The following is a 24763-nucleotide window of genomic DNA, read 5'->3' on the forward strand; positions in this document are numbered from 1 at the left end:
AAAAAAACCGCAGCCCGGGGCTTACGGTCATATGCATGCATAAGAGAGGACAAGAAGCACAGGCGCGTACGGAAAAAACCGTCCGGCCCGGCAGCTTGCTAACCGTTCGTCGTTCTATCGAATGGACTCTCGTGGGCACACGTATCCCGTCCGCTTTTCCCCAGGGAAAAACGATTGCATTCCTGCAATTTGTTCCTAGGATAACGTGTTATCAAATCATCGCCGCACAAGTCCTCCGATTTCACAAGAATAAGATGAATTCACTTTACCATAACGTTCCGCTGTAATCCAAGGGAGGAATTCGTTATACGAAAACTTTCGTCACAGCTACTCCGTCTGACCCGGCTCCGGAGTCAGCATCTTGGCGCTGCGCCAATTCCCCCACACGTAGTAAGCAACAGAAATCACAATGCTGATGCAAAAGCCGATGGGAAAGCTCCACCAGAGCGCTTCCAGCCCGAACGTATTTCCCAAATAGTAGGCCACCGGCACACGGATGCACCAGAGCGCCAGGAAGGCGGTAAGCAGCGGCACCATGACCGCGCCGGTTGAACGAACGACGCCGGAGACGACGAACGTAATCCCGAAGAGTACGAACGCCCACAGCGTAATATGGTTGATGTTCATTCCGGTGGCAATTGCCGACTCGTCCTGCAGAAACAATTGCAGCGCCTGCCGGTTGAACACATAGATCAGTCCGACGAGCGCGCCCGTCATCACAAAGTTGAATGCAATGCCAAGCAGCGTCGTCTTATGCACCCGGTCCCATTTGCCCGCTCCGACGTTCTGCGCAGCCAGCGTCGACACGGCGCCGCCGATCGCCATCGCCGGCATTTGGACATAGCTCGAGAGCTGCATGGCTGCGCCGAACGCTGCGGTCGCCATTGAGCCGAAGCTGTTCACCAGACTGACGATGGCAATGGCGCTGGTCGAGACGACCATCATTTGCAAGCCCATCGGCAGCCCTTTTTTGACAAGCGATACGATAATTTGCCGGTCCAATCGAATATATCGCCGGTCCGCACGGGTCAGGCGCAAAAAATAGCGGGTCCGGTACAAGTAGACGATCAGGCCGATCAGACTTACCAGCTGCGCGATGACCGTGGCTACGGCCGCGCCGGCTGTTTCGAGGCGCGGAATCGGCCCCCATCCGAAGATGAACACGGGATTCAGCACGATATCGATCACGGTCGACAGCAGCAAGAAGTAGAACGGCGTCTTGGAGTCCCCCGCACCCCGCATGATCATCATCACGAAATTGTAAAAGAACATAAATGGCACACCGACAAAAATAATGCGCAAATACGCGATGGCATAAGGCATCGCATCTTTGGGGGTCTGCATCCAATCCAGAATCGTTGACGAGAAAATAAAACCGATCACGGTGATGATCACCGCCAGAGTAATAAAAAACAGCGCGCTCGTACCGACCACGCGCTTGGCTTGCTCTTCATTTTGCGCGCCGATGCTTTGTCCGATCAAAATCGTGGAAGCCATCCCGATGCCGAACACAAGGCTAAGCAGGAAAAACATAATGTTGTTCGCGTTGGAAGTGGCGGCGAAAGCGCTCTCACCGAGGTAATTGCCAACCCAGATCGAGTTGATCGTACCGTTCAGCGATTGGAGCACGTTGCCCATCAAAACCGGCAGAGCGAACAGCAGCAGCTTCTTGGCTATAGGGCCTTCCGTCAAATTAGCGCTTGCAGCGTTTGTTTTAGGCATGGTGATCCCTCCAGAGAAAAGAAAGGCGGCCCGGGAGGCCGCCCTCGATGCGCACACGTAAAACATGCCGCTTTCTCCATTATAATCCAGAACAGGCCGCGCGTAAATCGGACTGCTCGCCTAACCCCGCTTACGCTTCCGGCTTTGCACTCGAATCGGCGGGAGGGGCAGGGACGAGAGCCGGTTGACTCGCCACGGGAGTCTGCTGACTCGTGCGATTCGTCAAGCTTTTCACCAGCTTCTCCACGTCCAGTCCGCTGACGCTCTTCAGCATTTCCGGCGCCGTCGCCATCAGCTGCGTCACGTAGTTGCTGACCCGCGCCGCGCCTTCCCCGTGACCTGTATCGACAACCGTAAGCTTGTCGATCGATTTGATCGGCTCGGCCACCTTGCCCGCCAGCTCCGGCAGCATTTTGACGATGATGTCGAGGACAGCCGCCTCGCCGAACTTCTCGAACGCCTCCGCGAGCTTCTGCTTCGCTTCCGCTTCGGCCAAGCCGCGCAGCCGGATTACCTCCGCCTCCGCTGTCCCTTTGGCCCGCTCGGCATCCGCAATCGCCAGACCCTCAAGCCGCTTCTGCTCCGCCTGCGCTCTCGCCTCCGCTTCGATGCGGTACTGCATGGCGTCCGCTTGCGTGATCTGCTTCGCCTTCTCCGCTTCCGCCGCCTGAACGACCGCATACCGGTCGGCGTCCGCCTTCTTCTTCACCTCGGCGTCATACTGCTTCTCGCGGCGAAGAATCTCCTTCGCTTCCAAGTCGATTTCGCGCTCCTTCCGCACGAGTTCCACTCGCATTTGCTCCTCGACAACGCTTTGCTTCGAACGCGCCTCCTGGATGTGGTACGCCTGGTCCGCTTCCGCGCGGGCCATATCCTGATCCTTCTTGAAGGCGGCTACCTTCAGCTCCTTCTCCTTCGAAGCCTCGGCGATGTTCGTGTCCCGCAGCAGCTCGGCCTTCTGCCCTTCCTCCTCGGCGCGCGCCTTCTGAATCCGCGAATCGCGGAGCGCTTCCGCTTCGGCGATTTCCGCATCCCGCTTCACGGCGGCAATTCTCGGCTTCCCGAGCGCCTCCAGATAACCCTGCTTGTCGCGGACGTCCTTAATCGTAAAGGAAACGATTTGCAGGCCCATTTTCTTCAAATCCTTGGCCGCCACACCTTGAACCTCTTGTGCAAAGCGATCCCGGTTCCGGTACACTTCCTCCACCGTCATCGAACCGAGAATGGCCCGCAGGTGGCCTTCCAGCACTTCCTGCGCCTCTCCTTTAAGCGCTTCCGTCGGCTTGCCCATAAACTGCTCCGCCGCGGTAGCGACATCCTCGACGGACCCGCCGATCTTGATGATCGCCACGCCGTCGGCAAGCACCGGCACCCCTTGCTCCGTATATACTTCGGGAGTCGAGACGTCAAGCTTATGCGACAGCAGCGACAAAAACTCGGCCCGCTGGAACACGGGAAGAATGAACGAACCGCCGCCGCGTACGATTTTGATTTTGCGTCCGCTGTCATCCGTCAGGACGTTTCTGCTGCCGAGAAACGATCCGGTCACGATCATCGCTTCGTCCGGGCTGACCGTTTTGTACCGCGCCCAGAACGCCAGGCCCAACACGACGATAACGGCAACGACAATCACGGGAACCAACAAGGCATCGCTTATTCCATCCATCTGCACCGCTCCTTCGATAAGTAATTAATGATTGGAGTCCAGACAAGACACAAGCAGTGCGCCGTCCTTCACTTCCACCGTCACAACCTTAAGACCTGCCGCAATCTCCGTCCCGTCAAAGCTTTCCGCAATTTGATTCGTCACGCCGCCGCCGATCCGCATCACGACCTCGCCGCTTCCCCGCGCGGGAATCGGTACGGTCACCTCGCCGATGCGGCCGACCAAATCCTGCATCGAGAAGGCGACCGAATTTTCGGTTCTCTCCATCGGCTTCACATAGATAAAATAAATCAGAACGGCAGATGCGGCAGCAGCCAGAAGGGATAGGACAAAGACCGCCCCCGCTCCCAAAGACGTATAGCCCGTCAGAAGCACTCCGGCCCCGCCAAGCACCGTAAGCGCACTGAAGAGCACCATCGGCTGCAGCCAGTGAAGCACGTCGCCGGACATGAAATCGAACATCCCGTCTAACGCGTTGCTGAGCAAATCGCCGAGCAGTACCGTCACCAAGGCGAATAGGACGCCGGTAATCAGCAGCCCCCAATACACTCCAAGCATGTCCTTCCCTCCTGACCGTCTAGGGTTATGTACTCAAGTCGTAATACGCATCATACGCGTAAAAGTTTCGTTTTTTACCTCTATTTTCCTTAAAGCGACGAAATATTTATTAATTATATTTATATTGCATTAAATCTATATTTTGACATATTTTGTGCAGGAAAATGCGTCTTTTCAACCAGATAAACCAAACGCAAAAAATAATAGCCCAATGGGTATATAATCACAATTGTTCAGACGTCTGTTCAACCAATCATAAAATTGAAGGAGTGATACGTTAATGAAAAAGTCTTTGATGATGTTATCAGCCGTGACCCTCTTGATGTCCGCCGCTCCGATCAGCGCTTTTGCTCACGAAACGAACAATGCAACACAGAAAGTACAAGCCGGCGATGTTGGCACATTCTCTTATCGGTATCATTTTGAGCTTGGAACAGGTTCGTCAAGCAAGTATGACCAAACAAGCAATTTTTGGCCGAACGGAAGCGAATTGACTTTAACGGTTTCCCAATCCAGCTCGGGAGACACTGAGGTGAAATATACGGTATTCGAAGTCGACGGGAGCACAGAAACATCGGTAGGCAGCATCGTTGTAAGAGGAGATAAAACGGACGAGGAGCTGTCGAAAGTATTTCATGTTGACCCCAATAAAAAGCACAATATCTTCATCTCGAACCGGGGCAACAAAAAAACAAAGGGTTACGTAGAAGTGAATCCGTAGGCCATATGCATACAAAGCCGACTCCTTTATGTTGAAGGGTCGGCTTTTTTCGCGTATTATTCTGGAAATCATTCCCGCGGCCGTCTTTACTTCGCCTTGAGCGCCAGCATCTGATAGACCTCCCGGGAATCTCCCTTGAGGCGGACATGCCCGTTCTGCATCTGCGAGGAGCCGTCGCCGTCCAGAAAAATGCCGTCAACCAGACGTCCCGGCTCAATCGTCTCAAGCACCGCCCGACGGAATTGCTCGACGGTGCACGGCTTGTCCGATACGAGCAGCCACAAGTTCTGCTGCCGGTCGAACACGGCTCCCGAGCGCAGCCTCAGTTCGTCAAACGCCGGCATGTCCTCCTTCTTCGCCTGCTCGATCCAGCGCTCCTCCGCCCCGAGAGACATGCTGACCCCGCCTTGCGCCCAGTAGCGGTTCGGGTCGGTCATTTTCAGCTCCCCAGCCTCCTGCGCCACCTGCACGGAAAACGACCGCGTCACTTCGTCCCAGACGAGCGTCCCTTTCGGATAATCGATGTTGTACCAGCCGGAACCGTAATCATGGGGTTCGCCCTTCAGCGGCTTGCCGTTGACAATGGCAATGCTTAACAGATCGCCGTTCCAGAAAAAGCCTCCGTTAATCCCGTAATCGGCCGTCACAGTCACGTTGGTCACGATGTGCTTCAGCTCGATATTGTCGGGAGCCGTCCGCATCGCATGCAGCTTCACTCCGTTCGCCGCCGCATACGCGGTGTATGTATAATGGACGGGAACCGGCTTTTCCCGAGGGCTTGTCCAATAGACGGACAAAATGACGGCAATTAAATTGCCAAGCAAAAATCCCGCAAGCAAAAGCTGAAGCTGACGTTCGTTTCCGCGGGCCAGACGGTTTCTCAGAACGGCTATCATCGGCGCATCCCCATTTCATCTGAAATCATAGTCATAGATTCGTAGTCTTAATCTATGAGATTCAGGGACGGATTATGATTGGCGTTACGGCTTGACGACGCCTTTTTTAAGTATGATGTTCGCATACAACGCCCCTTCGCCCGTCGCAACGACGGCATACGCTTGTTTGGCGCGCTCATAGAATGCAAACCGCTCCACAAATGCCGGCTCGGCGGCTTCGGGCGCGTGTTTCTTGACAATCGCGCGGTATTCGTCCCAGATGATCGGCTTCACCGGATCGCCGGGAACGACGGCCATTAAAGCGACCAAATGCTCCGCATACGTATCCAATGGAAAAAAGGTTAATATTGCGTCAAGCAGTTGGGGGATGCCATGTCCGTCACAGCGCACCAGACGCTGCGCATGACTCGCCGCCGGAAAATTGCCGTCGGCCAGCACCAGTTCATCGCCGTGTCCCATTTCCATCATGATTTTGAACAATTCGGGAGAAAGAATCGAAGGAATGCCTTTTAACATGTCCGTACCTCCAAGGGGCTAGTCTCGCGCCGCCGTATCGCAGCGTTCAAGCTTATCCTAGGGCAGCGGGCCAGTTTTTGTCAACGGTTACAGTGGCAGAGCGGTCGATTAAAAAATAACACCGTTTCCCATACTAATTCCATTCGATCGCTTAAGACGAAGGAGCCGTCCCTATGAATCTGACAACAGGCAAGCTGCTGTGGCCGGACACAATGCCGGATCCGCCCGCCTATCCGAGGCTGGAAGATGATATTGAGTGCGAATGTATCGTCATCGGCGGAGGCGAGGCTGGGGCGATTATTTCGTATACGCTGTACAACCGGGGCGTTGATACGGTCGTCGTCGACAAACGAAGGATCGCTTCGGGCACCGTATCAGCCAGTACCGGTCTCCTGCAGTGGATGAACGATACGCCGCTGCTTTCGATGATTCATTCGTTCGGTGAAGAGAAGGCCGTCCGCTTCTATAAGCTGTGCGAGCAGGCCGTACAGCAGATTGGGCTTGTCGCGCGGCAGCTTGATTTCTCCCCGGATTTTATCTGCCGCAACAGCTTATGTTACGCTTCCAGTGCAGACGATATGCCGAAGCTTAAGCAGGAATACGAAGCGCTGGCAAAGCACGGCTTTCCGGTGCAGTATCTAGAAGCCGAATCGATCGCAGCACGGTACTCCATTCGCAAGCCGGGCGCCATCCTGTCTCAGGCCGATGCCGAGCTGAATCCCTATAAATACGCAAACGCTTTAATCCGCACCGCCCACCGGCAAGGAATGCGCGTATTTCAAGAGACGGAAGTGCTTCGGCATCAGACCGGGAAGGACCACATCGTGTTCTATACGAACGATAACCGCAGAATTAAAGCACGCAAAGCCGTCTTTGCCACCGGCTTCGAAACCATGGAAATCATACGGCATCCCAACACCGTGTTCACCAGCTCGTATGTCGTCGCCACACAACCGCTGGACGGCTTCCCCAGATGGCCGAACCGCTGTCTCATCTGGGAAACCGCCCGCCCTTACGTCTACATCCGTACGACCGCAGACAATCGTATTGTTATCGGCGGCAAAGATGAGGACACGAGCGGCCCGGAGGAACGGAAGCAACATTTGAGCTCGAAGCGCGATCAACTGCTTCAGACCGTGCAGGAGCTGTTTCCGGAAGCCGGCAGTATCCAGGCGGAATACGCATGGTCCGCCGCCTACGGGCGAACCCGCGACGGATTGCCGATGATCGGCGCCATGGAACAATTTCCCCATTGCTACTTCGCGATGGTATACGGAGGGAACGGTACCGTCTACAGTATGATTGCAGCGCAAATGATAGCCGGCCTGATTACCGAAGGCCGCCACCCTGACGCGGATCTCGTCCGCATAGACCGTCCTGCACACAGCTTGCAGACTCCGGTGTAAACAAAGCGTTGGCATCCGCCGTCCCGATAAGGTACTATGGGTAGAGGATCAACAGCATCCTCTCTCTATTTATACCTTCGAAAAAGCGGGTGAATCATTCCAATGGAAGAAGTCGTCATTATCGGGGCCGGTCCTTGCGGCTTGTCCGCGGCCCTGGAGCTGCAGAAGATCGGCATCGATCCTCTTATTATCGAAAAAGAGTGCGTTGTGCATTCGATATATTTATATCCGACGTACATGCAGTTTTTCAGCACGCCGGAGCTGCTTGAGATCGGCGGTTACCCGTTCTCGACGCCTAACGATAAGCCTTATCGGCTGGAAGCTTTGAATTATTACCGGAATGTGGCGGCCCGCAGCGGCGTACGCATCCGTCCCTACCATACGGCGACCCATCTGGCGGTACAGCCGGGGGGCACCTTCGAGCTGACGGTGCAAAATCGTTTCGGCGCAGCTTCTACGATAGCCGCGCGCCATGTCATTGTCGCCACCGGCTATTTCACGCAGCCGAATATGCTCGGCATCCCGGGTGAGGAATTAAGCAAGGTGACGCACTACTTCCGCGAAGCTCATCCGTATACTGGCACGAAGGTCGCGATCATCGGAGGAAGCAACTCCGCGATCGATGCCGCGCTGGAGCTGCTGCGGGCTGGCGCCGAGGTGACCGTCGTTTACCGGGGCGAAACCTACTCGCCGGTCATTAAGCCGTGGGTTAAGCCGATCTTCGAAAGTATGGTCAACAAGGGCCGCATTCGGATGCTGTTTCAATCCCGGGTCGTCCGCATCACGGAAACGTCCGTCACTGTTTCTCGCGAAGGACGCGAAGAGGAATTCGATAACGACTTCGTTCTGGCGCTGACCGGCTTCCGCCCGGACCGCGGTCTGTTGGCGGGAGCCGGGGCAGTCGTCTCGGAGCCGAATGGGATTCCCCAGTACGATTCGGCCACGATGGAAACGACCGTTCCCGGGCTTTTCGTCGCCGGTGTCATCGCTTCGGGCGCGAACGCCAACGAGGTGTTTATCGAAACCGGCCGTTTGCACGGCGGATTGATCGCAAAGCGGATCACCGCTTGCAATGCTACGGTTAACTAAAGAAAGGTCGGCCCGGACATTGATGTCAAGGCCGACCTTTTTTAGTTCGCATACGTTACTGTAACTCGTTATTAAAAAATAAGTTCCTTCTCCCGCTGGGTCAACCGCCGGCCCGCAATATCCACCACGAGCTTCCCGTCGGACAGTCCCCAAATGCGCGAGCCAAATTTTTCGGCAAGCTCTACCTGATGCAGACTGCAAAACACGAGAAGCTTATGCTTCTGGCAGATGGACTTGAAATCCTGCATGACGAGGCTTGCTGCCTCCGGGTCCAAGCCGGACACCGGCTCGTCCGCAAATATTACCTTGGCTCCCTTGATCAGCGCCTTACAGATCGCGACACGCTGCTTCTCCCCGCCACTCAGCTTCTCCACCGGCTCGTGCGCCTTATCGAGCAATCCTACTTTATCGAGGTAATCCATTGCTTCCATATGGTCGTCTTCGGAAACGCTATTCGTCAGAAAGCGCCACCACGATTTTTTAAACAATAGCGCGCTGAGCACATTTTTCAAAGCCGTCTTTTTCAGATTGAGGCTCGGTTTTTCTTCCAGATAGGCCCACTGCTTGTTCAGTTGGAACTTCTCCCAGATGCCGGCGCCCGAAATATCCTTTCCGTCGTAGATATACTGGCCATCGTTCCATTTTTCCTTGAGCATCAAGCACCGGAAAAAGGTCGTTTTGCCGCTCCCGCTTGCGCCGAGCAGCGCCACCAGCTCCCCCTCGTCCGCCTGAAAGCTGATACGGTCCAGCACCCGCTGCCCGGATGGGAACGATTTGGTTAAATTGCGTACGATGATCATCCGTCCGATGTCTCCTTTGTTCGAGCCAAAGCAATAGCAGGCTTGTTATGTCTTGGTATAAATATAACATGTTCTGCCACATAAAAACCATAAAGGAGCACATCCTATTAGATGTTTATCCCGTATATCCCGAAGAGGAGGAACAACGCGTGAAGCACCAATTGGTCAAGCTCGTCTCCGAGCAAGCGAGCATTACCGAAGGGCAGGCGGACAAAGCGGTTGAAGCGGTCGTCGGCTATTTCAAAACCCGTCTCCCGGACGAAATGAACGATGAAATCGCCAATCTGGCCATCGGGCACAATAACAACGCCGAAGCTTAGCAGATGCGGAAAAACGGTAAAACTGCCCGTTCCTCGGGGTTTTACCGTTTTCGCTTGCACTTTTCTGTCACTTCCCTATTCGTGCCGTTTCCACGGAAATCGTTGTGTTACTGAGGATTCGTCTCCTTCGGAATTTCATTCAAGTTCGGAGGCCGGTCCGCCGCCTTCCCGGCATGCATGACCGCCTCTTCTGCCGTAAATTTGTTCTCTTTGAAATTCGGATTGTTTCCCTTGTTCGCCTTGGTACTGTCCATGTTCGGCTCACCTCCCGTCGACCGTAATATACCGCTTCCCGGACAGAATTATACGGTCCGCCGTTTTCCTTAAAGAAAACTTAATAATAGACTCGACAATCATTTACATATTTTACAACCCGGTTGAATTATAATAGACTGATCGTAGACTTACTATTTTTACAGCGTTAGGATGGGGTCTGAAACCGATGGAAGAAGCGGAATTGAGACGGCATTTGGAGCGAATGCAGATGCAGCTTTACTCACTCGTGGAAGAAAAAGGCAGCTTCGTTGATCCCCGGGTAGTAGAGCTCAGCCAAAAAATAGATCGTCTGATCTTGTCCATCCAACGTCTTCGGATGCAGGAACGGATAAAATAACCGGGGCCGGACGGGCCTCTTTTTTGTGTCCTGTACTTGCAATATGTTACATGGTATGTTATATTGAAACCAAGGAAAATCAAGGATTTTTCCGACAACTACACTTAAGTCCCCTGCCAAATACAGCTTATTGATGCACTCTCAAACCCTAATGAGAAGGAGCGATGCACCATGAGTTATGAAGCACGCGAGCCGCAGGAGCAAAAAATTTCCGTCGAGCTGACCTTGAACGAGGCTTTGGCATTGACCGGCGTTCGATTCCGGCAAAATCATAAACTGGAAGTCGATGCGATGCAAAAAATTAAAAAGCAGCTCGAAGAGCAAATCATCGACAAGCGCCGCAGCCTGCAATAACCGAACAGAATTCTGAAACGACAACCGACCCCGTTTCTGCAAGCCCTTGCAGCGGGGTCTTTCTTTGTTTACTCCACTTTTTTCGTTATAATAAGGTCATGCTACCGAGAAGTAAAGGAGAACTGAAGATGAAACAACACATTGCTTCGACCATCGACCTGCACGCCCCGTCGTTCACGGACATTTCCCGGTTTATCGGCGAGAACCCCGAGCTGGGCCATGAGGAATGGAAGGCGTCGGCGCGCCTAATCGAAGCGCTCAAGGAGCACGGCTTCACTGTACAAGCACCTTATGCCGGGCTGCCGACGGCGTTTCTCGGGACATACGCCGCAAGCAAGCCGGGACCTACCGTCGCCTTCCTGTGCGAGTACGACGCGCTGCCGGAGCTGGGACACGCTTGCGGACATCATCTGATTTGCGTCATGGGCCTTGCGGCAGCTGTCGGACTGAAAGCCGTGATCGACCAGCTCGGCGGCACGATTCGGGTATACGGCACCCCGGCAGAGGAAACGAAGGGCGGGAAGGTCGATATGGCGGCCGCCGGCTTGTTCGACGACGTCGACTTCGCCCTGATGGCCCACCCATACTATGCGTACGAGAAATCGGGGAGCTCGCTGGCTATGGATGCGCTGCAGTTCGAATTTTTCGGCAAGGCGGCGCATGCCGCGGCAAGCCCGTATGAAGGCGTCAACGCGCTGGATGCGGTGCTGCTTCTGTTCCAATCGATCGGCGCATTGAGACAGCAGCTCCGCAGCCATGCGCGGATTCACGGCATTATCACCGAGGGCGGCAAAGCCCCGAACATTATTCCGGATTACGCGGCTGCGCAGTTTTACATACGATCCGCCAACCGTCCCTACACGGACGAAACTGTGCAAAAGGTGATCCGCTGCGCGGAAGGCGCCGCACTGCAAACCGGTTGTACGATGAAATGGTCTAATTACGAGTACTCCTATGACGAACTGATAACGAATACTGCTTTATCGGACACGTTTACCCGTAATCTCGGTGGTCTGGGCATCTCGGAAGACGAGATCGAATACGGCAAGGACCACGGCTCGCTCGATCTTGGGAACGTGTCGCGGCATTGTCCGTCGATCCACCCGTACGTCAAGGTAGTCGACGAAAAGCATTTGCTGCACACGAAGGAATTCCGCGATCTGGCCATGATGCCCCGGGCCTTCGAAGGCATGCTGCTCGGCGCCAAAGCGTTGGCGTTCACCGCTTACGATGTATTGGCCGACCCTGCCCTGTTGCAGTCAATACGTAACGAATTCGAACGCAGCGTGAACGCTGCCGAATAAACGAAACGCGAAAAAGCCGCGACCCGGTTTCGAACCGGACAGTCGCGGCTTTACTTTTTTTTTTATAAGGATACGGTTGCTTAGAGCACCTTGGCCAAAAATTCTTTCGTCCGCGGATGCTGCGGATTCGAGAAGATGTCAGCCGGATTGCCCTGCTCTACGATTTTCCCGCCGTCCATGAAGATGAGGCGCTTGCCGACTTCCCGGGCAAAGCCCATCTCGTGCGTGACGACGACCATCGTCATGCCTTCGGCTGCCAGCTCCTTCATGACGTCCAGCACCTCGCCGACCATCTCCGGGTCAAGCGCCGAGGTCGGCTCATCGAACAGCATGACGGCCGGCGACATCGCGAGCGCTCTAGCAATAGCGATCCGCTGTTTCTGTCCGCCGGACAGCTGTGACGGATAGCTGGATGCCTTATCCGCCAGTCCGATGCGCCGCAGAAGCTGCTGCGCAATCTTGTCGGCTTCCGGCTTGCTGACGTTTTTCAGCTTCTGGGGCGCCAGCGTGATATTCTCCTGCACGGTCATATGCGGGAACAGGTTAAACTGCTGGAACACCATGCCCATCCGCTGCCGCAGCTGATTGATATCGTGCTTGCCGCGCAGCAGCGACACGCCGTCGAATTCGATGTCTCCCCCCGTCGGCACCTCCAGGAGGTTCAGGCAGCGCAGAAACGTGCTTTTGCCCGATCCGCTCGGTCCGATGACGACGACGACCTCGCCTTTCGCGATCTCGATATCGATTCCGGTCAATACATGGTTGGACCCGAACGATTTCTGTAAACCGGTTACTTTAATCAGAGGACTTCATCCTCCTTTCCGCGACGCCGAGCAGCTTGGTCAGCGTAAACGTCATGATGAAGTAAATGATCGCCGCCAGGATGAGCGGCTCAAACGGCTGGAACGTATTGCCCCGCACCGTGTCGGCTTTGTACATCAGCTCGCCGATCCCGATGACGGAGACGATGGATGTTTCCTTGATCACCACGATAAATTCGTTGCCGAGCGCCGGGAGAATGTTGCGCAGCGCCTGCGGCAAAATGATAAAGCGCATCGCCATCGCGTGCGGCATTCCGAGGGAACGGGCCGCTTCCATTTGTCCCTTGTCGATCGACTGAATTCCCGCGCGGAACGTCTCCGCCACGTATGCGGCGCTGTTGATGGACAACGCGATAATCGCCGCCATCATATCGGGAAACGATGAACCGATTCCCGGCACCTCGGGAAATTGAATGCCCAGTTTCGGCAGCCCGTAATAAAAAATATACAGCTGCACAAGCATCGGCGTCCCACGGATGAACTCGATATAGGAAACCGCGAACGCTTTAAGCGGCCAAAAGCGGGACATGCGCATCAAGGCAATGACCATGCCGAGCAGCACCCCGAAAATGACGGTGAAGATGGACAAAATGAGCGTCATCTTCGCTCCGTCGATAAAAAACATGTAGTATTTGGATAAAAATGAAAAATCCATGCGTCCCCCCCCTTTCTGTTAAATATGCGTTTTAAACCGAACAAAAACCCGCCGGAGAATTCCGCTCAGGTTTTTGTCGGAGTGCTGCAAGGAACGGATGGTCCCGCCTTCTTGCTTATTGCGTATCGACTTGCTCGTTCGCTTCGGCTACCATTTTATCGATGGACTTGGCGCTCATCAAGCGGTCCAACGTTTTATTCATCGCTTCCACGAGATCAGAGCCGCCTTTTTTCACGGCAATGGCCGATCCGCTGTCTTCCGTACTCAGCTTAATGTCCGCAAGAACCAAATCTTTGTTTTTGCTGAGGTAAGCTTCGGCTACCGGCTGCTCGACGACGAGAGCTTCGACTTTTTTGTTTTTCAGCTCCAGCATCAAGTCGGAAATTTTGCCGAGCGCCTTCAGCTCGGAGGCTGGCATTTGTTCTTTAATGATTTTTTCTTGCGTCGCGCCCTTTTGGCCTGCGACTTTCTTGCCTTTCAGATCGTCGATGGACTTGTATTTATCTTTGTCCTCCGCGCGGACAGCCACGCGTTGGATAGCCGTGTAGTAGATTTTGGAGAAATCCACGTTCTTCTTGCGATCTTCCGTCGGCGTCATGCCGGCGAGAATAAAGTCGATGTTGCCGGAATCCAGAGCGGCAAGCAGACCTTCGTATTTCATATCTTTGATTTCGAGCGTAACACCGAGGTCTTTGGCAATCTCTTTGGCGATCTCGATATCGAAGCCGATGATTTCATCCTTCTTGTTGATTTCCTTGTGGAACTCATACGGAGGATAGTCGGCGCTCGTGCCTAATACGATTTTGCCCGCTTTTTTGATTTGTTCAAGCTTGGAGTCCTTGGACGCCGGTTTCGTTGCGGCCGCATCTCCCCCGGTTGCCGGCTTGTCAGCGGTCGTAGCTGCAGGCTTCGTACCGCAAGCGGATACGATCAGCGTAAAGCAGAGGAGCATGAAGATGATGGCTTTGTTTTTAGTCACTGGTCAAATCTCCTTTCTCTTTAACTTGTACATTATATAATAGACGTTCGCCATTTACAATCCGTATATGCATGTTCATGAATAAAGCATGGAATAGAACTAGGAAATATGGAACAAAATAACATTCAATATGTCGACCGGACCGCCGGAGGCTTACTCATTCATCCCAAAGACCTAACTCTCCCTCCTCGAAAGGTGGTTCGACATGCTTGGAAGCGAAAAAAACTTGGGACCTGGCAGCCGTTTCCTCTATCCCGCTGATCATGACTTTGGGCAATTCCATGCTTATTCCCATTCTGCCCGCCTTAGAACGAACGCTGCACGTGACCTCCCTTCAAATCAGCCTTCTGATCACGGTATATTCCGTCGTCGCGATCGTGCTGATTCCGATTGCGGGCTATTTGTCGGACCGTTTCGGCCGTAAAAAAATCATTATTCCAAGCCTTCTGATCGCCGGAGTGGGCGGATTGCTCTGTGCCCTGGCCCCTTGGCTCAATCAAAATGCGGCCTACGCTCTCATTCTGGCAGGCCGGTTCATCCAGGGGATCGGCGCTGCGGGCGCCGCTCCGATCGTCATGCCGCTGGTAGGCGACATGTTCCAAAAAGAAAGCGACATCAGCAGCGGGCTTGGGATAATCGAAACCTCGAATACGTTCGGCAAAGTGCTCAGTCCGATTTTAGGCTCGTTGCTTGCGCTTTGGACTTGGACTGCGGTCTTCTACGCGATTCCGGCGCTGTGCCTCGTTTCTGTCCTGCTGGTAGCATGTCTGGTCCGGACACCGAAATCCGAGAGCAAGCAAGACACGAGCTTCCGCAGCTTTGCCGCCATGCTGAGGACGATCGCCCGCAACGAGGGACGGTGGCTTGCCGCCATATTTGTCATCGGGGTTATTGCGATGTTCGTCTTGTTCGGCATCCTGTTCTACTTGTCCGAAACGTTGGAGGAGCGATTCGGAATTCGGGGACTGGTCAAAGGCTGCCTGCTCGCCGTGCCTTTATCCGCTTTATGTCTGGCGTCCTTTCTGGCCGGCAAAGCGATCGGGGAAAACAAACCGCGGATGAAATGGCTGACGGTGGCCGGGCTCGTTCTTCTTGGAGGCTCGCTCGTCGGTATGGCGTGGCCTGGAGTCAACCGGCTGTGGCTGCTGTTCGTATGGGTCGGCCTTGGAGGCATCGGAATCGGAATCGCTCTCCCGTGTCTGGACGCCTTGATTACGGAAGGCATCAAGAAGGAGCAGAGGGGTACGGTAAGCGCGGTGTACAGCAGCATGCGCTTTATCGGGGTGGCCGCCGGGCCGCCGTTCATCTCCGTCGGAGCCAAATGGCCATCGGCCGTGCTGTTCGGGCTGCTCGCGGGCACTGTACTCGCCGGGGTTATCGTTGCGCTGTTCGCGATTAAGCCTGCGCAAGTGGAGGCCGCAACGGCAAAAAGCCGTTGAGACTTCCACTCAACGGCCGAGGTACGGCGGGGATGACGCTTATCCAACGAGCTTGGGCTTCGTCATAAAATCGAACAGCTGCTTGGTCAAGCCGCCCTTGCCGAATTTCAAATACGTTCCTTTCGTCCGATCCGGCGACTGCAGCGAGGTCAGAAAGGCCAGGACAGCCTGACGGCGCTGGACGATATCCCGCACACCGAACCGGTACAGCCACTCGTCAATCGTGTTGTAGATGCCCCGATTGAGGCCATAGCGTTCAAAGCAATGCGTGACGAACCGGTGATCGGGAAGCTGAAGCATGTCAGCCTCATCCAACTGCACGGATAGAGAGGTATGGGTAAGCATTCGCATTCACTCCTCGTTTTTTCCTTAAATGGTAAACGAATAGTCCGGCCTCAGCGCCGGAACGCCGGACGGCACCTTCTCCACATCCGGTCCCATCACGCGATCCAGAATCACTTTTTCGTAATGGGCAAAGCCGCTGTCTCTCTCCCGCGGCCGGGCCAGAGAAATCGGGATGTTCAGGGCAACCGCGCCGTTCTCAATGAGCACGATCCGGTCGGCCAGCGCGACGGCTTCACTGACATCGTGCGTGACGAGAACGGCGGAGAACCCCTGCTCCAGCCACAGCCGTTCGATCAGCCGCTGCATTTCGATGCGGGTGAGCGCATCAAGCGCACCCAGCGGCTCGTCAAGCAGCAGCAGGCGCGGAGCGCCGGCCAGCGCCCGGGCCAGCGCGATCCGCTGCTTCTGTCCGCCGGACAATACCCCGGGCCATTCGTCGGCCCGCTCCTCCAAGCCGACCAAATGAAGCGCTTCGCGCGCTTTTGCCCGGTCCCCTGCCTTCGCGCCGATCTGCACGTTCGCGAGCACTTTTTTCCATGGAAGCAGCCGGGCTTCCTGGAACAGCAGCCTCGTGTCGGGGTCGATGCCTTCAAGCTCCCTCCCGTCCAACAGCATGGTACCTTCGTCGGCCGTTTCCAACCCGCCCACGAGCCGGAGCAGCGTGCTTTTCCCGCAGCCGCTGCGGCCGACAACGGCCACAAACTCGCCCGCATTCAAATCGAGCTTAATCTCTTTCAGTACAGCACGATCTCCGAACCGCTTGGTCACACGACGGATATTCAGTTGGATGCCACCTTGTCTTGCGCTCATACGGAACCCTCCTTCGGTTCGAGGTCAGGCTTTCTTAAAATTCGGGTGCCACCGCAGCCAGCGCCGCTCAAGCCCTTTGGCCATCGCGTCCGACAGCTTCCCAAGCAAGGCGTAGATGATGATGCTGAGCACCACGACGTCCATTTGCATGAATTCCCGCGCATGCATCGCCATATAGCCGATGCCCGAATCGGCGGAGATCGTCTCGGCGACGATCAGCGTGATCCACATGATCCCAAGCGCGTAACGCACCCCGACCAGAATGCTTGGGAGCGCGCCGGGCAGAATGACCTGCCAGAACAGCGGGAGGCCCTGCAAGCCGTATACTTTGCCCATTTCAATCAATCCCGGATCGACGGAGCGGATACCATGAAATGTATTCAGGTAAACCGGAAAGGCGCAGCCCAGCGCGACCAGAAACAGCTTCGCCTCTTCTCCGATGCCAAACCATAGAATGACGAGCGGAATGAGGGCCAAATGCGGAATGGTGCGGATCATCTGCATGGACGAGTCGGTCAGCTTCTCCAGCAGCGGCGACACCCCATTCGCGAGTCCGAGCGCCAGGCCGATCCCCCCGCCGACGGCAAAGCCGAGCAATGCGCGCTTCGCGCTGATCCCGATATGCTGAAGCAGCGTGCCCTTCTCGGCGAGCGGAATGAAAGCCTGGATGACCTGCAAAGGCGTCGGCAAAATGCGTGTCGAGATGATCCCGATCTGTCCGAGGACCTGCCATATCAGCACAATGGCGACCGGGACGAGCCAGGGCAGCCAGCCTTTAGCGCGCGAGTCGCGGAATGCGGCCTTCATCGGCTTGCACCTCGTTTTCATTGACGAATGTGGGGTTCTGCTTCGTTGGCAGGTCGTTGTTGGCGATAATTTCGCCGAACGGGCTTGCCGAGGAAACGCCGGTGGCTGCACCTTCCGGTTCGCCGGAGCTCCCCACCGGAACGCGCTTCAACGGCAGCAGCGGGAACACCAGTTCCGCCATCCGGTAGGCCTCTTCCAGATGCGGATAGCCGGATAAAATGAATGTGTCGATGCCCAGCTCGGCATATTGTTTCATCCGGGCCGCCACTGTCTCGGGATCTCCGACGAGCGCCGTTCCGGCTCCGCCGCGCACCAAGCCGACTCCGGCCCACAGGTTCGGGCTGATCTCCAGCCCTTCGCGCTTCCCGCTGTGCAGCTCCGCCATCCGGCGCTGCCCGACGGAGTCGAAACGGGCGAACACCTTTTGCGCTTGCGCGATTGTTTCGTCGTCCACATACCGGATCAGCTCGTTGGCTGCGTTCCAAGCCTCCTGCTCCGTCTCCCGGACGATCACGTGGAGCCGGATGCCGAACCTCACCTGCCGCCCCTTCGCTTCGGCCAGCTTGCGCACGCGTTTGATTTTGTCCTCGACCTGAGCCGGCGGCTCGCCCCAAGTCAGGTACACGTCGATATGCTCCGCTGCGATCGACTGGGCGATGTCGGAGGACCCGCCGAAATAAAGCGGAGGATGCAGCTTTTGCAGCGAGGGGTACAGCAGCGTGCCGCCTTTGACGGTCAGATAGTCGCCCTCGAAGGTGACTTCCCCGCCCTCCAGCCCCTTCCGCCATATATGCAAAAATTCGTCCGTCAGCTCATAGCGCGACGTATGATCGAGGAACAAGCCGTCGCCGGCATTTTCCACCGGATCCCCGCCGGTGACCACGTTGACCAGCAGCCGCCCGCCGGACAGACGGTCCAGCGTGGCAGCCATGCGGGCCGACAGCATCGGCGACATCAGTCCCGGGCGGATGGCCACCAGAAACTTGAGGCGCTTCGTCTGCGGAACGAGTGCCGAGGCGACGATCCATGCGTCTTCGCAGGACTTGCCGGTCGGCAGCAGCACGCCCGCGTATCCGAGCCGGTCGGCCGCCTGGGCGATTTGGCTCATATACGAAAAATCAACGGCGCGGGCTCCCTTCAGCGTGCCCAAGTAGCGGCCGTCTCCGTGAGTCGGGATAAACCAGAACACTTCCATCGTCCGTCATCCTTTCCGGGTTGTTGTTACGAGTCTAACAACGCTTCGCTCACCTTGATCGCTTTGGGGATGAGCCCGATTTGCAAAAACGTATCCGCCACGCGCTGCTGTTCGGCGATCACTTGCCCGCTGATCGGCAGCAAGCCGTAATCGCGCCTTCCCATGGCGAGTTCAAGTGACGGAATATCGATGCCGAGCTGCGGCGACAAGAGCTGCGCCACCTCCTGCGGATTCGCCTTCGCCCAGGCGCCGACCTTGTTCAATTCCTCCAACAGGATGGCGGTGATCTCTTTGTTCCGCTTGGCAAACGGGCGGGACGCCAAATAAAACTCATGGTTGGACACCACGTCTTTCCCGTCCGCCAATACTCTTGCCTTGGCGGACGTCTGCACGGCGGCGAAATACGGGTCCCAGATGACCCAAGCGTCCACGCTGCCCCGCTCGAAAGCGACTCTGGCGTCGGCCGGAGGCAGAAACACCGTTCGAACGTCGGAATAGCTCAAACCGGCTTGCTCAAGCAGCTTCACGAGCAAATAATGAACGTTGGACCCTTTGTTTAAGGCGACCTTTTTGTCTTTCAAATCCTTGACGCTTTGAATCAGCGACGCTTCGGACACGACAATTGCTTCGCTGGCCGGCCTTGCCTGCTCATACGCCAAATAAACCAAGGGCGCTCCGGCCGCCTGCGCGAAGATCGGGGGCGCTTCGCCCGTATGCCCAAAATCGATGCTGCCCACATTGAGCGCCTCAAGCAGCTGCGGACCGCCGGGAAACTCCGTCCATGTTACGGTGTAGCCCGCCGCTTGCAGCTTCTGATCAAGCTTTCCTTGCGCTTTCAAAAAGTTCACGGTGCCGTATTTCTGATAACCGATCCGCACCTGCTTCACTTTTTCCTCCGTCTTCTGCTGCTTCTCGCCTGGACCGGACTTGGCCGCCGTCGCGCATCCGGCTGCAGCGGCCACCAGCAGCCCTGCCAGCAAAGCCAGCGCGAACAGCCTCGTCCCCAGCTTCCGTCTCATACGACGGCTCCCGGGTCGCGGACTATCCGTTCCGCGTACAGCCGCGCTTCGCGCGCGAAATCCAGCGCGGACTGGCGAAGCCGTGCCTCCAGCTCCTCGGCTACCTCGAACCCGCCTTCCTCCCTGCGCTTCACCTGCGTATCCAACGCATACACGCCTTGCAGCTGATTGTGCGCCCCGAGCGCCGACAACACCGGCTTCAGCGCATAATCGATCGCCAGCAGGTGCGCTGCCGAGCCGCCGATGGCGACCGGCAGAATCACTTTGCCTTCGAGTCCCCGCTGTGGAATCAGATCCAGAAAAGCTTTCAATACGCCGGTATAGGCTGCTTTGTAGATCGGAGTCGCTACGACGACGGCGTTTGCCTGCTCGATGAGCCGGTTGGCCGCAATAATGGCGGGGCTGTCGAACCTGGTGTACACCAAATCCTCGGGCGGCAGCTCGTGGACGCGAATCCACTCCGGACGCAGCCCTTCCTGCTGCAGCACCGATTCAATCGATTGCAGTACGCCGTTCAACCGGGAAGCCGGGGACGGACTGCCGGAAATAATAACAAGTTTAGCCATAGTCCTACACTCCTTTTATTCATTTTAAAGCTAAAAAGAAAGAGACCTCCGGCGAACGCGAGGCAACGTGCCATGCAGTTCGGGAGGTCTCCAGCGGTTCGGTGGACCCTTTCGCATCAAGGGGTGCGCTTATGTTGTTTTTGTTCGGGCAGATGGCGTTGGGTTGCTGAATCCGATTCAAAACGTTTGCGTTCCGTACGTTCGATTTGCACGATTCGTCCGTCATGCACGACGATCTGCACCGTACCGTATTCGAGTCCGTTGACACTTTGAAGGATGCGTTTCGTCCAAAGTTCATCCACATCGAGCGGTTTAGCCATCCTAATCCCTCCAGATTTAATGTTTTTTATTCCTATGTGTTAAGTTGGTATTGTATGTTAAAAAAAATGCGCACACCCGTCAAATCGTCCAGTCGTTCCAATCGTTTTTGCGTTTGTCGATGTACAGCAGCCAATCCCTTGTTTTGGTCAACAGCTGCTCTTTGGCCAGACTGCCCGTAAATGTATGATCGGCCTGGAAAATAATTTCTTTCTCGCACTGTCCCTGGCTGCGCAGCCAGAACAGTTTCTGGTACAAAAAGCAGTAATCGACAGGAATCACGTCATCTGCCGTGCCGTGGACGAGCAGGACGTCGCCGTTAAATTTGCGAAGCTGCTCGAACGGCTGGTGCTGCGACAATGATTCGAAGAAGACCGGCTGCAGCGCATAACCGAGATGATCCGCTGAGCCGCATTGAACGGCCGTCTCATACGTTTTCTTCCCGGTGATGTTCACGATATCGTTAAACGGATACGCGACGGCCGACCAGAGCACGAGCGATTTCACCCGTTTGTCCCGGGCGGCGGTCAGGATGGCGACGGCTCCGCCGAGGCTGTGTCCGAGCAGTACGACCCGCTGCGGATCGACGCAATCGATATCGAGCGCGTAATCGAGGACGGTGCGCGTCTGGTCGATCAACGCGTTCAACCCTCCGGCGCCGTAGTCGCCCGTGCTTTCGCCGCAGCCGCCGTAGTCGAAACGGAGCACCATATAGCCATGACGGGCAAATTCCCGCGCCGCCAGGACGAACAAGCGGTCGACGCCGATTCGCGTGCCGACGAACCCGTGGCATATGATGATGATCGGATAACGGCCCGACCCGCAGCCTTTTCCGCCCTCCTCTTCCGCCGGCGGATAATGGAGGGTGGCCGCCAGTTCGTATTGTTCGTTTCGTATCGTAATGTGGTGTTCCATCATCGACTACCCCTTTCTGCGGACCTCTTCGGTGTCCGTCGCTTGTGAGACGCTACGCGTGCGAACCGAATCGCCTGGGCACATAGATTTTTAAATATGCACCGGCATCGGATCGGTTTTTAAACTGTTTTCCAATGTCAGATGTTCGTTTTCGTTGAACAGGTACAAGCGGTGAATCAACACGCTCACCCGGTCTCCGGCATGAAGCTGAGGCAGCTCCAGCGAGCGGTAAGCGAACAGCTTCTCGCTGCCGAGCGTCACTTCGATCTGCCAATTCGTTCCGCGGAAGTAGACGTTCTTGACGACGCCCTGCTCGGCTGCGGACGGGAAAGGCAGCTCGCCGGGCAAGCCGACCTCGATAAACTCGGGGCGGATAATCGCTTTCGCGCCTTCGATCGCCCCGGCAGCCGGAAAGCCTTTGAGCGCCGTAGCGTCTCCGAGCTGATTCGATTCGCCGATGAAATTCGCCACAAACGGCGTTTCCGGCTGCTTGTAAATTTCAATCGGCGTGCCCTGCTGCTCCAGCCGGCCTTGGTTGATGATCATGATCTGATCGGCCACCTCGACGGCTTCCTCTTGATCGTGCGTGACAAAGATCGTAGTAATGCCGACGCGGTCGATCATTTCCTTCAGCCAGGTGCGCAGCTCTTTGCGTACCTTGGCGTCGATGGCGGCAAACGGCTCATCGAGCAGCAGCAGCTGCGGCTCGGGCGCAATGGCGCGGGCAAAGGCGACACGCTGCCGCTGTCCGCCGGAAAGCTGGTGCGGCAGCCGCTTCTCAAGTCCTCCCAAACCGGTCAGCTCGATCAGCTCCTGTACGCGCTGCTTGATCTGAGCCTTGCTGCGCTTCTGTACCGTCAGCCCGAAGGCGATGTTGTCGAATACGCTCATGTGGCGGAACAGCGCGTAGCTCTGGAATACGAAGCCGATGCCGCGTGCTTGCGGCGGAAGCGAGTTGACCTTTTGCCCGTGAAAGAGGATGTCGCCCGAATCCGGCTCCTCCAGTCCGGCGAGCATGCGAAGGATCGTCGTTTTCCCGCCCCCGCTCGGTCCGAGCAGACCGATCAGCTTCCCTTTTTCAATCTCAAAACTGACATCTTTGGTCGCCTGAAAGCTGCCGAAGCTTTTCGTCAAATGTTTGGCCACAATATGCATGATCAGGTCTCTCCTTCCCGGCTGAGCTGCTGCTGATGGTGCTTCCACTCGATGACGCTTTTGACGACCAGAGTGACCACCGCAAGCAGGACGAGCAACGACGCCATGGCGAACGCGCCGGCAAAATTATATTCGTTGTACAGAATCTGGATGTGCAGCGGCATGGTATTGGTCGATCCGCGAATATGACCGGAGACAACCGATACGGCGCCGAATTCGCCCATGGCGCGGGCGTTGCACAGGATAACTCCATACAGCAGCCCCCACTTGATGTTGGGAAGCGTGATCTTCCAGAAGATGCACCACCCTTTGGCGCCTAGCGTCACGGCCGCCTCTTCCTCCAGCGTGCCTTGAGCCTGCATCAGCGGCAGCAGCTCCCGGGCGACGAACGGGAAGGTGACGAATACCGTGGCGAGCACGATGCCCGGCAGCGCGAAAATGATCTTAAGATCGTTCTCCTGCAGCCACGGGCCGAACCAGCCTTTCGCGCCGAACAGCAGGACGAAGATCAGTCCCGAGATCACCGGAGACACCGCAAACGGCAGGTCGATGAGTGTGATCAGCAAATTTTTTCCTTTGAATTGGAACTTCGTGATCGCCCATGCCGCAGCCAGCCCGAACAGCAGGTTAAGCGGCACTGCGATGACGGCAACGAGCAGCGTCAGGCGTATGGCAGCGGCTGCATCGGACTCGATCAGCGAAGCCGCATACACCTCCCAGCCTTTGCGGAACGCTTCGACGAAGACGCTGACCAAAGGCAGAATAAGCAGAAATCCCAAAAACAACAAAGCGACGGTAATGAGCGCCCATTTCACGATCCGGGGCTCGGTAATGTGACGCGGACGTTCGGCGGCGGCCGAACCCGATTTCACTGCGGTAGCTACGTAACCGGCCATAGTCTTCTTCTCCTCCCCGGCTTATGCCGATGTGACGTGGCGGTTCGCCCGCCATTGCAGCAGATTGATGACGAGCAGCGTCACGAAGGAAATGACCAGCATGACCAAAGCGATTGCCGTCGCACCGGCGTAATCGTACTGCTCCAGCTTCGTCATGATCAGAAGCGGCGCGATCTCGGTCTTCATCGGCATATTGCCGGAGATGAACACGACCGAACCGTACTCTCCCACCGCCCGGGCAAACGCCAGCGTAAAGCCGGTCAGCAGCGCAGGCAGCAGCTCGGGGAACAGGATGCGGACGAACGTCTTCCAGCGGCTCGCGCCGAGGCTCACTGCCGCTTCCTCGACTTCCTTCTCCAACTCTTCCATTACCGGCTGAAGCGTCCGAACGACAAAAGGAATGCCGATGAACGTCAGCGCAAGCATGATGCCGAGCGGCGTAAAGGCGATTTTGATCCCCAGCGGCTCCAGCAGCTTGCCGATCCAGCCGTTCTGTGAATAGATCGTCGTAAGGGCAATCCCGGCGACGGCCGTCGGCAGGGCAAAGGGCAAATCGACAAGCGCGTCGACGATTTTTTTGCCCGGAAACGAGTAACGGACAAGCACCCAAGCGACAATGAAGCCGAAGACCGAATTGACGAGCGCAGCGCCGAGCGCCGTGCCAAAGCTGACTTTGTAGGAAGCGATGACCCGAGGGTCGGTAATCGTATGCCAGAACGCCTCCCAGCCCATCCCGGAGCTTTTAATGAAAATAGCCGACAAAGGGAACAGAACGATTAAACTCAAGTACAATACAGTAAAACCCATCGATAAACCGAATCCGGGTAAAATACTGCGCTTTTTCCAAGCTTTGGCCATCGTCTATTCTCTCCCTGTCT

General features: G+C 56.1%; 29 protein-coding genes. 8 read left to right on the plus strand and 21 right to left on the minus strand.

Annotated elements, in window-relative coordinates; translation table 11 throughout:
• Positions 1-327: 327 nt before the first annotated feature.
• The 3 genes from NI000_RS13505 to NI000_RS13515 all read right to left on the minus strand — a co-directional run bounded on the left by NI000_RS13505 (position 328) and on the right by NI000_RS13515 (position 3946).
• Positions 328-1722: an MATE family efflux transporter gene (locus NI000_RS13505; RefSeq protein WP_253411306.1), complete on the minus strand. Its 1395-nt coding sequence runs from the start codon at positions 1720-1722 to the stop codon at positions 328-330.
• Positions 1723-1852: 130 nt separating this feature from the next.
• Positions 1853-3388: a flotillin family protein gene (locus tag NI000_RS13510; RefSeq protein WP_253411308.1), complete on the minus strand. Its 1536-nt coding sequence runs from the start codon at positions 3386-3388 to the stop codon at positions 1853-1855.
• A gap of 24 nt (positions 3389-3412) precedes the next feature.
• Entirely contained in the window at positions 3413-3946 is a 534-nt protein-coding gene (locus NI000_RS13515; RefSeq protein WP_253411311.1) for a protease, read from the minus strand.
• A 280-nt stretch (positions 3947-4226) separates the two neighbouring features.
• Here NI000_RS13515 and NI000_RS13520 point away from each other — a divergent pair, with 280 nt between their 5' ends.
• Positions 4227-4667 carry a hypothetical protein gene (locus NI000_RS13520; RefSeq protein ID WP_253411313.1) on the plus strand — a complete coding sequence of 147 codons (441 nt, stop codon included), beginning with the start codon at positions 4227-4229 and terminating at the stop codon, positions 4665-4667.
• A gap of 86 nt (positions 4668-4753) precedes the next feature.
• Here the strand turns inward: NI000_RS13520 and NI000_RS13525 are convergent, their stop codons facing one another.
• Together NI000_RS13525 and fucU are read right to left on the minus strand one after the other, a co-directional pair.
• Positions 4754-5563 carry a hypothetical protein gene (locus tag NI000_RS13525; RefSeq protein ID WP_253411315.1) on the minus strand — a complete coding sequence of 270 codons (810 nt, stop codon included), beginning with the start codon at positions 5561-5563 and terminating at the stop codon, positions 4754-4756.
• Positions 5564-5647: 84 nt separating this feature from the next.
• Positions 5648-6079, minus strand: a complete 432-nt coding sequence (gene fucU, locus NI000_RS13530) for an L-fucose mutarotase (protein WP_253411317.1) — start codon at positions 6077-6079, stop codon at positions 5648-5650.
• Positions 6080-6252: 173 nt separating this feature from the next.
• Here fucU and NI000_RS13535 point away from each other — a divergent pair, with 173 nt between their 5' ends.
• Both NI000_RS13535 and NI000_RS13540 read left to right on the plus strand, forming a co-directional pair.
• Complete coding sequence (locus tag NI000_RS13535; protein WP_253411318.1) at positions 6253-7485, plus strand: NAD(P)/FAD-dependent oxidoreductase; 1233 nt, start codon at positions 6253-6255, stop codon at positions 7483-7485.
• A gap of 102 nt (positions 7486-7587) precedes the next feature.
• Entirely contained in the window at positions 7588-8574 is a 987-nt protein-coding gene (locus NI000_RS13540; protein WP_253411320.1) for a YpdA family putative bacillithiol disulfide reductase, read from the plus strand.
• Positions 8575-8645: 71 nt separating this feature from the next.
• On the opposite strand, the gene NI000_RS13545 is transcribed toward NI000_RS13540, so the two are convergent.
• Positions 8646-9374, minus strand: a complete 729-nt coding sequence (locus NI000_RS13545; protein WP_253411322.1) for a phosphonate ABC transporter ATP-binding protein — start codon at positions 9372-9374, stop codon at positions 8646-8648.
• A gap of 149 nt (positions 9375-9523) precedes the next feature.
• Here NI000_RS13545 and NI000_RS13550 point away from each other — a divergent pair, with 149 nt between their 5' ends.
• Positions 9524-9694 carry a hypothetical protein gene (locus NI000_RS13550; RefSeq protein WP_253411324.1) on the plus strand — a complete coding sequence of 57 codons (171 nt, stop codon included), beginning with the start codon at positions 9524-9526 and terminating at the stop codon, positions 9692-9694.
• 107 nt (positions 9695-9801) lie between these two features.
• Here the strand turns inward: NI000_RS13550 and NI000_RS13555 are convergent, their stop codons facing one another.
• Complete coding sequence (locus tag NI000_RS13555) at positions 9802-9948, minus strand: hypothetical protein (RefSeq protein ID WP_253411326.1); 147 nt, start codon at positions 9946-9948, stop codon at positions 9802-9804.
• Positions 9949-10151: 203 nt separating this feature from the next.
• Here NI000_RS13555 and NI000_RS13560 point away from each other — a divergent pair, with 203 nt between their 5' ends.
• The 3 genes from NI000_RS13560 (at position 10152) to NI000_RS13570 (ending at position 11965) form a co-directional block, all read left to right on the plus strand.
• Positions 10152-10307 (plus strand): aspartyl-phosphate phosphatase Spo0E family protein, encoded by a 156-nt coding sequence (locus tag NI000_RS13560; RefSeq protein ID WP_253411327.1) that lies wholly within the window; start codon positions 10152-10154, stop codon positions 10305-10307.
• Positions 10308-10478: 171 nt separating this feature from the next.
• The gene (locus tag NI000_RS13565) at positions 10479-10661 is read left to right on the plus strand and encodes a hypothetical protein (protein ID WP_054977564.1); all 183 of its coding nucleotides are present in this window, start codon (positions 10479-10481) and stop codon (positions 10659-10661) included.
• 128 nt (positions 10662-10789) lie between these two features.
• Positions 10790-11965 (plus strand): M20 family metallopeptidase, encoded by a 1176-nt coding sequence (locus NI000_RS13570; protein WP_253411328.1) that lies wholly within the window; start codon positions 10790-10792, stop codon positions 11963-11965.
• An 80-nt stretch (positions 11966-12045) separates the two neighbouring features.
• Here the strand turns inward: NI000_RS13570 and NI000_RS13575 are convergent, their stop codons facing one another.
• The 3 genes from NI000_RS13575 to NI000_RS13585 all read right to left on the minus strand — a co-directional run bounded on the left by NI000_RS13575 (position 12046) and on the right by NI000_RS13585 (position 14420).
• Positions 12046-12768 (minus strand): amino acid ABC transporter ATP-binding protein, encoded by a 723-nt coding sequence (locus NI000_RS13575; protein WP_253411632.1) that lies wholly within the window; start codon positions 12766-12768, stop codon positions 12046-12048.
• Positions 12761-13441, minus strand: coding sequence for an amino acid ABC transporter permease (locus NI000_RS13580; RefSeq protein WP_063180672.1), 681 nt, complete (start codon positions 13439-13441; stop codon positions 12761-12763). The genes NI000_RS13575 and NI000_RS13580 overlap by 8 nt, the downstream gene beginning before the upstream one ends.
• 115 nt (positions 13442-13556) lie before the next feature.
• A complete protein-coding gene (locus NI000_RS13585; protein ID WP_253411330.1) occupies positions 13557-14420 on the minus strand; it encodes a transporter substrate-binding domain-containing protein in 864 nt (287 codons plus the stop codon).
• Between the two features lie 128 nt (positions 14421-14548).
• Here NI000_RS13585 and NI000_RS13590 point away from each other — a divergent pair, with 128 nt between their 5' ends.
• Positions 14549-15859, plus strand: a complete 1311-nt coding sequence (locus NI000_RS13590) for an MFS transporter (RefSeq protein ID WP_375540974.1) — start codon at positions 14549-14551, stop codon at positions 15857-15859.
• 39 nt (positions 15860-15898) lie between these two features.
• On the opposite strand, the gene NI000_RS13595 is transcribed toward NI000_RS13590, so the two are convergent.
• The 11 genes from NI000_RS13595 to cysT all read right to left on the minus strand — a co-directional run bounded on the left by NI000_RS13595 (position 15899) and on the right by cysT (position 24743).
• The gene (locus NI000_RS13595) at positions 15899-16204 is read right to left on the minus strand and encodes an RNA-binding protein (protein ID WP_253411334.1); all 306 of its coding nucleotides are present in this window, start codon (positions 16202-16204) and stop codon (positions 15899-15901) included.
• A 24-nt stretch (positions 16205-16228) separates the two neighbouring features.
• Positions 16229-17014: an ATP-binding cassette domain-containing protein gene (locus tag NI000_RS13600; RefSeq protein WP_253411336.1), complete on the minus strand. Its 786-nt coding sequence runs from the start codon at positions 17012-17014 to the stop codon at positions 16229-16231.
• A gap of 24 nt (positions 17015-17038) precedes the next feature.
• Positions 17039-17821, minus strand: coding sequence for an aliphatic sulfonate ABC transporter permease SsuC (gene ssuC / locus NI000_RS13605; RefSeq protein WP_253411338.1), 783 nt, complete (start codon positions 17819-17821; stop codon positions 17039-17041).
• Complete coding sequence (ssuD, locus tag NI000_RS13610) at positions 17790-19016, minus strand: FMNH2-dependent alkanesulfonate monooxygenase (protein WP_253411340.1); 1227 nt, start codon at positions 19014-19016, stop codon at positions 17790-17792. The genes ssuC and ssuD overlap by 32 nt, the downstream gene beginning before the upstream one ends.
• Before the next feature lie 26 nt (positions 19017-19042).
• Positions 19043-20035 carry a sulfonate ABC transporter substrate-binding protein gene (locus NI000_RS13615; RefSeq protein ID WP_253411342.1) on the minus strand — a complete coding sequence of 331 codons (993 nt, stop codon included), beginning with the start codon at positions 20033-20035 and terminating at the stop codon, positions 19043-19045.
• Positions 20032-20601 carry an NADPH-dependent FMN reductase gene (gene ssuE / locus NI000_RS13620; protein WP_253411344.1) on the minus strand — a complete coding sequence of 190 codons (570 nt, stop codon included), beginning with the start codon at positions 20599-20601 and terminating at the stop codon, positions 20032-20034. The genes NI000_RS13615 and ssuE overlap by 4 nt, the downstream gene beginning before the upstream one ends.
• A gap of 116 nt (positions 20602-20717) precedes the next feature.
• Positions 20718-20921, minus strand: coding sequence for a YezD family protein (locus tag NI000_RS13625; RefSeq protein WP_054976523.1), 204 nt, complete (start codon positions 20919-20921; stop codon positions 20718-20720).
• A gap of 79 nt (positions 20922-21000) precedes the next feature.
• Positions 21001-21834, minus strand: coding sequence for an alpha/beta hydrolase family protein (locus NI000_RS13630; RefSeq protein ID WP_253411633.1), 834 nt, complete (start codon positions 21832-21834; stop codon positions 21001-21003).
• 90 nt (positions 21835-21924) lie between these two features.
• Positions 21925-22989, minus strand: coding sequence for a sulfate/molybdate ABC transporter ATP-binding protein (locus tag NI000_RS13635; RefSeq protein WP_253411346.1), 1065 nt, complete (start codon positions 22987-22989; stop codon positions 21925-21927).
• Between the two features lie 2 nt (positions 22990-22991).
• The gene (gene cysW, locus NI000_RS13640) at positions 22992-23885 is read right to left on the minus strand and encodes a sulfate ABC transporter permease subunit CysW (protein WP_253411348.1); all 894 of its coding nucleotides are present in this window, start codon (positions 23883-23885) and stop codon (positions 22992-22994) included.
• A gap of 21 nt (positions 23886-23906) precedes the next feature.
• Positions 23907-24743 carry a sulfate ABC transporter permease subunit CysT gene (cysT, locus tag NI000_RS13645; protein ID WP_253411350.1) on the minus strand — a complete coding sequence of 279 codons (837 nt, stop codon included), beginning with the start codon at positions 24741-24743 and terminating at the stop codon, positions 23907-23909.
• Between the last annotated feature and the right edge of the window lie 20 nt (positions 24744-24763).

Origin of the sequence: Paenibacillus tyrphae (assembly GCF_024158745.1) — a bacterium.
GTDB classification, from domain to species: domain Bacteria; phylum Bacillota; class Bacilli; order Paenibacillales; family NBRC-103111; genus Paenibacillus_G; species Paenibacillus_G tyrfis_A.

Bases quoted from the DNA above. Each gene is read 5' to 3' on its own strand.
- NI000_RS13505 (WP_253411306.1), bottom strand. From the start codon at position 1,722: ATGCCTAAAACAAACGCTGCAAGCGCTAATTTGACGGAAGGCCCTATA.
- NI000_RS13510 (WP_253411308.1), bottom strand. From the start codon at position 3,388: ATGGATGGAATAAGCGATGCCTTGTTGGTTCCCGTGATTGTCGTTGCC.
- NI000_RS13515 (WP_253411311.1), bottom strand. From the start codon at position 3,946: ATGCTTGGAGTGTATTGGGGGCTGCTGATTACCGGCGTCCTATTCGCC.
- NI000_RS13520 (WP_253411313.1), top strand. From the start codon at position 4,227: ATGAAAAAGTCTTTGATGATGTTATCAGCCGTGACCCTCTTGATGTCC.
- NI000_RS13525 (WP_253411315.1), bottom strand. From the start codon at position 5,563: ATGATAGCCGTTCTGAGAAACCGTCTGGCCCGCGGAAACGAACGTCAG.
- fucU (WP_253411317.1), bottom strand. From the start codon at position 6,079: ATGTTAAAAGGCATTCCTTCGATTCTTTCTCCCGAATTGTTCAAAATC.
- NI000_RS13535 (WP_253411318.1), top strand. From the start codon at position 6,253: ATGAATCTGACAACAGGCAAGCTGCTGTGGCCGGACACAATGCCGGAT.
- NI000_RS13540 (WP_253411320.1), top strand. From the start codon at position 7,588: ATGGAAGAAGTCGTCATTATCGGGGCCGGTCCTTGCGGCTTGTCCGCG.
- NI000_RS13545 (WP_253411322.1), bottom strand. From the start codon at position 9,374: ATGATCATCGTACGCAATTTAACCAAATCGTTCCCATCCGGGCAGCGG.
- NI000_RS13555 (WP_253411326.1), bottom strand. From the start codon at position 9,948: ATGGACAGTACCAAGGCGAACAAGGGAAACAATCCGAATTTCAAAGAG.
- NI000_RS13565 (WP_054977564.1), top strand. From the start codon at position 10,479: ATGAGTTATGAAGCACGCGAGCCGCAGGAGCAAAAAATTTCCGTCGAG.
- NI000_RS13570 (WP_253411328.1), top strand. From the start codon at position 10,790: ATGAAACAACACATTGCTTCGACCATCGACCTGCACGCCCCGTCGTTC.
- NI000_RS13580 (WP_063180672.1), bottom strand. From the start codon at position 13,441: ATGGATTTTTCATTTTTATCCAAATACTACATGTTTTTTATCGACGGA.
- NI000_RS13595 (WP_253411334.1), bottom strand. From the start codon at position 16,204: ATGCTTACCCATACCTCTCTATCCGTGCAGTTGGATGAGGCTGACATG.
- NI000_RS13600 (WP_253411336.1), bottom strand. From the start codon at position 17,014: ATGAGCGCAAGACAAGGTGGCATCCAACTGAATATCCGTCGTGTGACC.
- ssuC (WP_253411338.1), bottom strand. From the start codon at position 17,821: ATGAAGGCCGCATTCCGCGACTCGCGCGCTAAAGGCTGGCTGCCCTGG.
- ssuD (WP_253411340.1), bottom strand. From the start codon at position 19,016: ATGGAAGTGTTCTGGTTTATCCCGACTCACGGAGACGGCCGCTACTTG.
- NI000_RS13615 (WP_253411342.1), bottom strand. From the start codon at position 20,035: ATGAGACGGAAGCTGGGGACGAGGCTGTTCGCGCTGGCTTTGCTGGCA.
- ssuE (WP_253411344.1), bottom strand. From the start codon at position 20,601: ATGGCTAAACTTGTTATTATTTCCGGCAGTCCGTCCCCGGCTTCCCGG.
- NI000_RS13625 (WP_054976523.1), bottom strand. From the start codon at position 20,921: ATGGCTAAACCGCTCGATGTGGATGAACTTTGGACGAAACGCATCCTT.
- NI000_RS13630 (WP_253411633.1), bottom strand. From the start codon at position 21,834: ATGGAACACCACATTACGATACGAAACGAACAATACGAACTGGCGGCC.
- NI000_RS13635 (WP_253411346.1), bottom strand. From the start codon at position 22,989: ATGCATATTGTGGCCAAACATTTGACGAAAAGCTTCGGCAGCTTTCAG.
- cysW (WP_253411348.1), bottom strand. From the start codon at position 23,885: ATGGCCGGTTACGTAGCTACCGCAGTGAAATCGGGTTCGGCCGCCGCC.
- cysT (WP_253411350.1), bottom strand. From the start codon at position 24,743: ATGGCCAAAGCTTGGAAAAAGCGCAGTATTTTACCCGGATTCGGTTTA.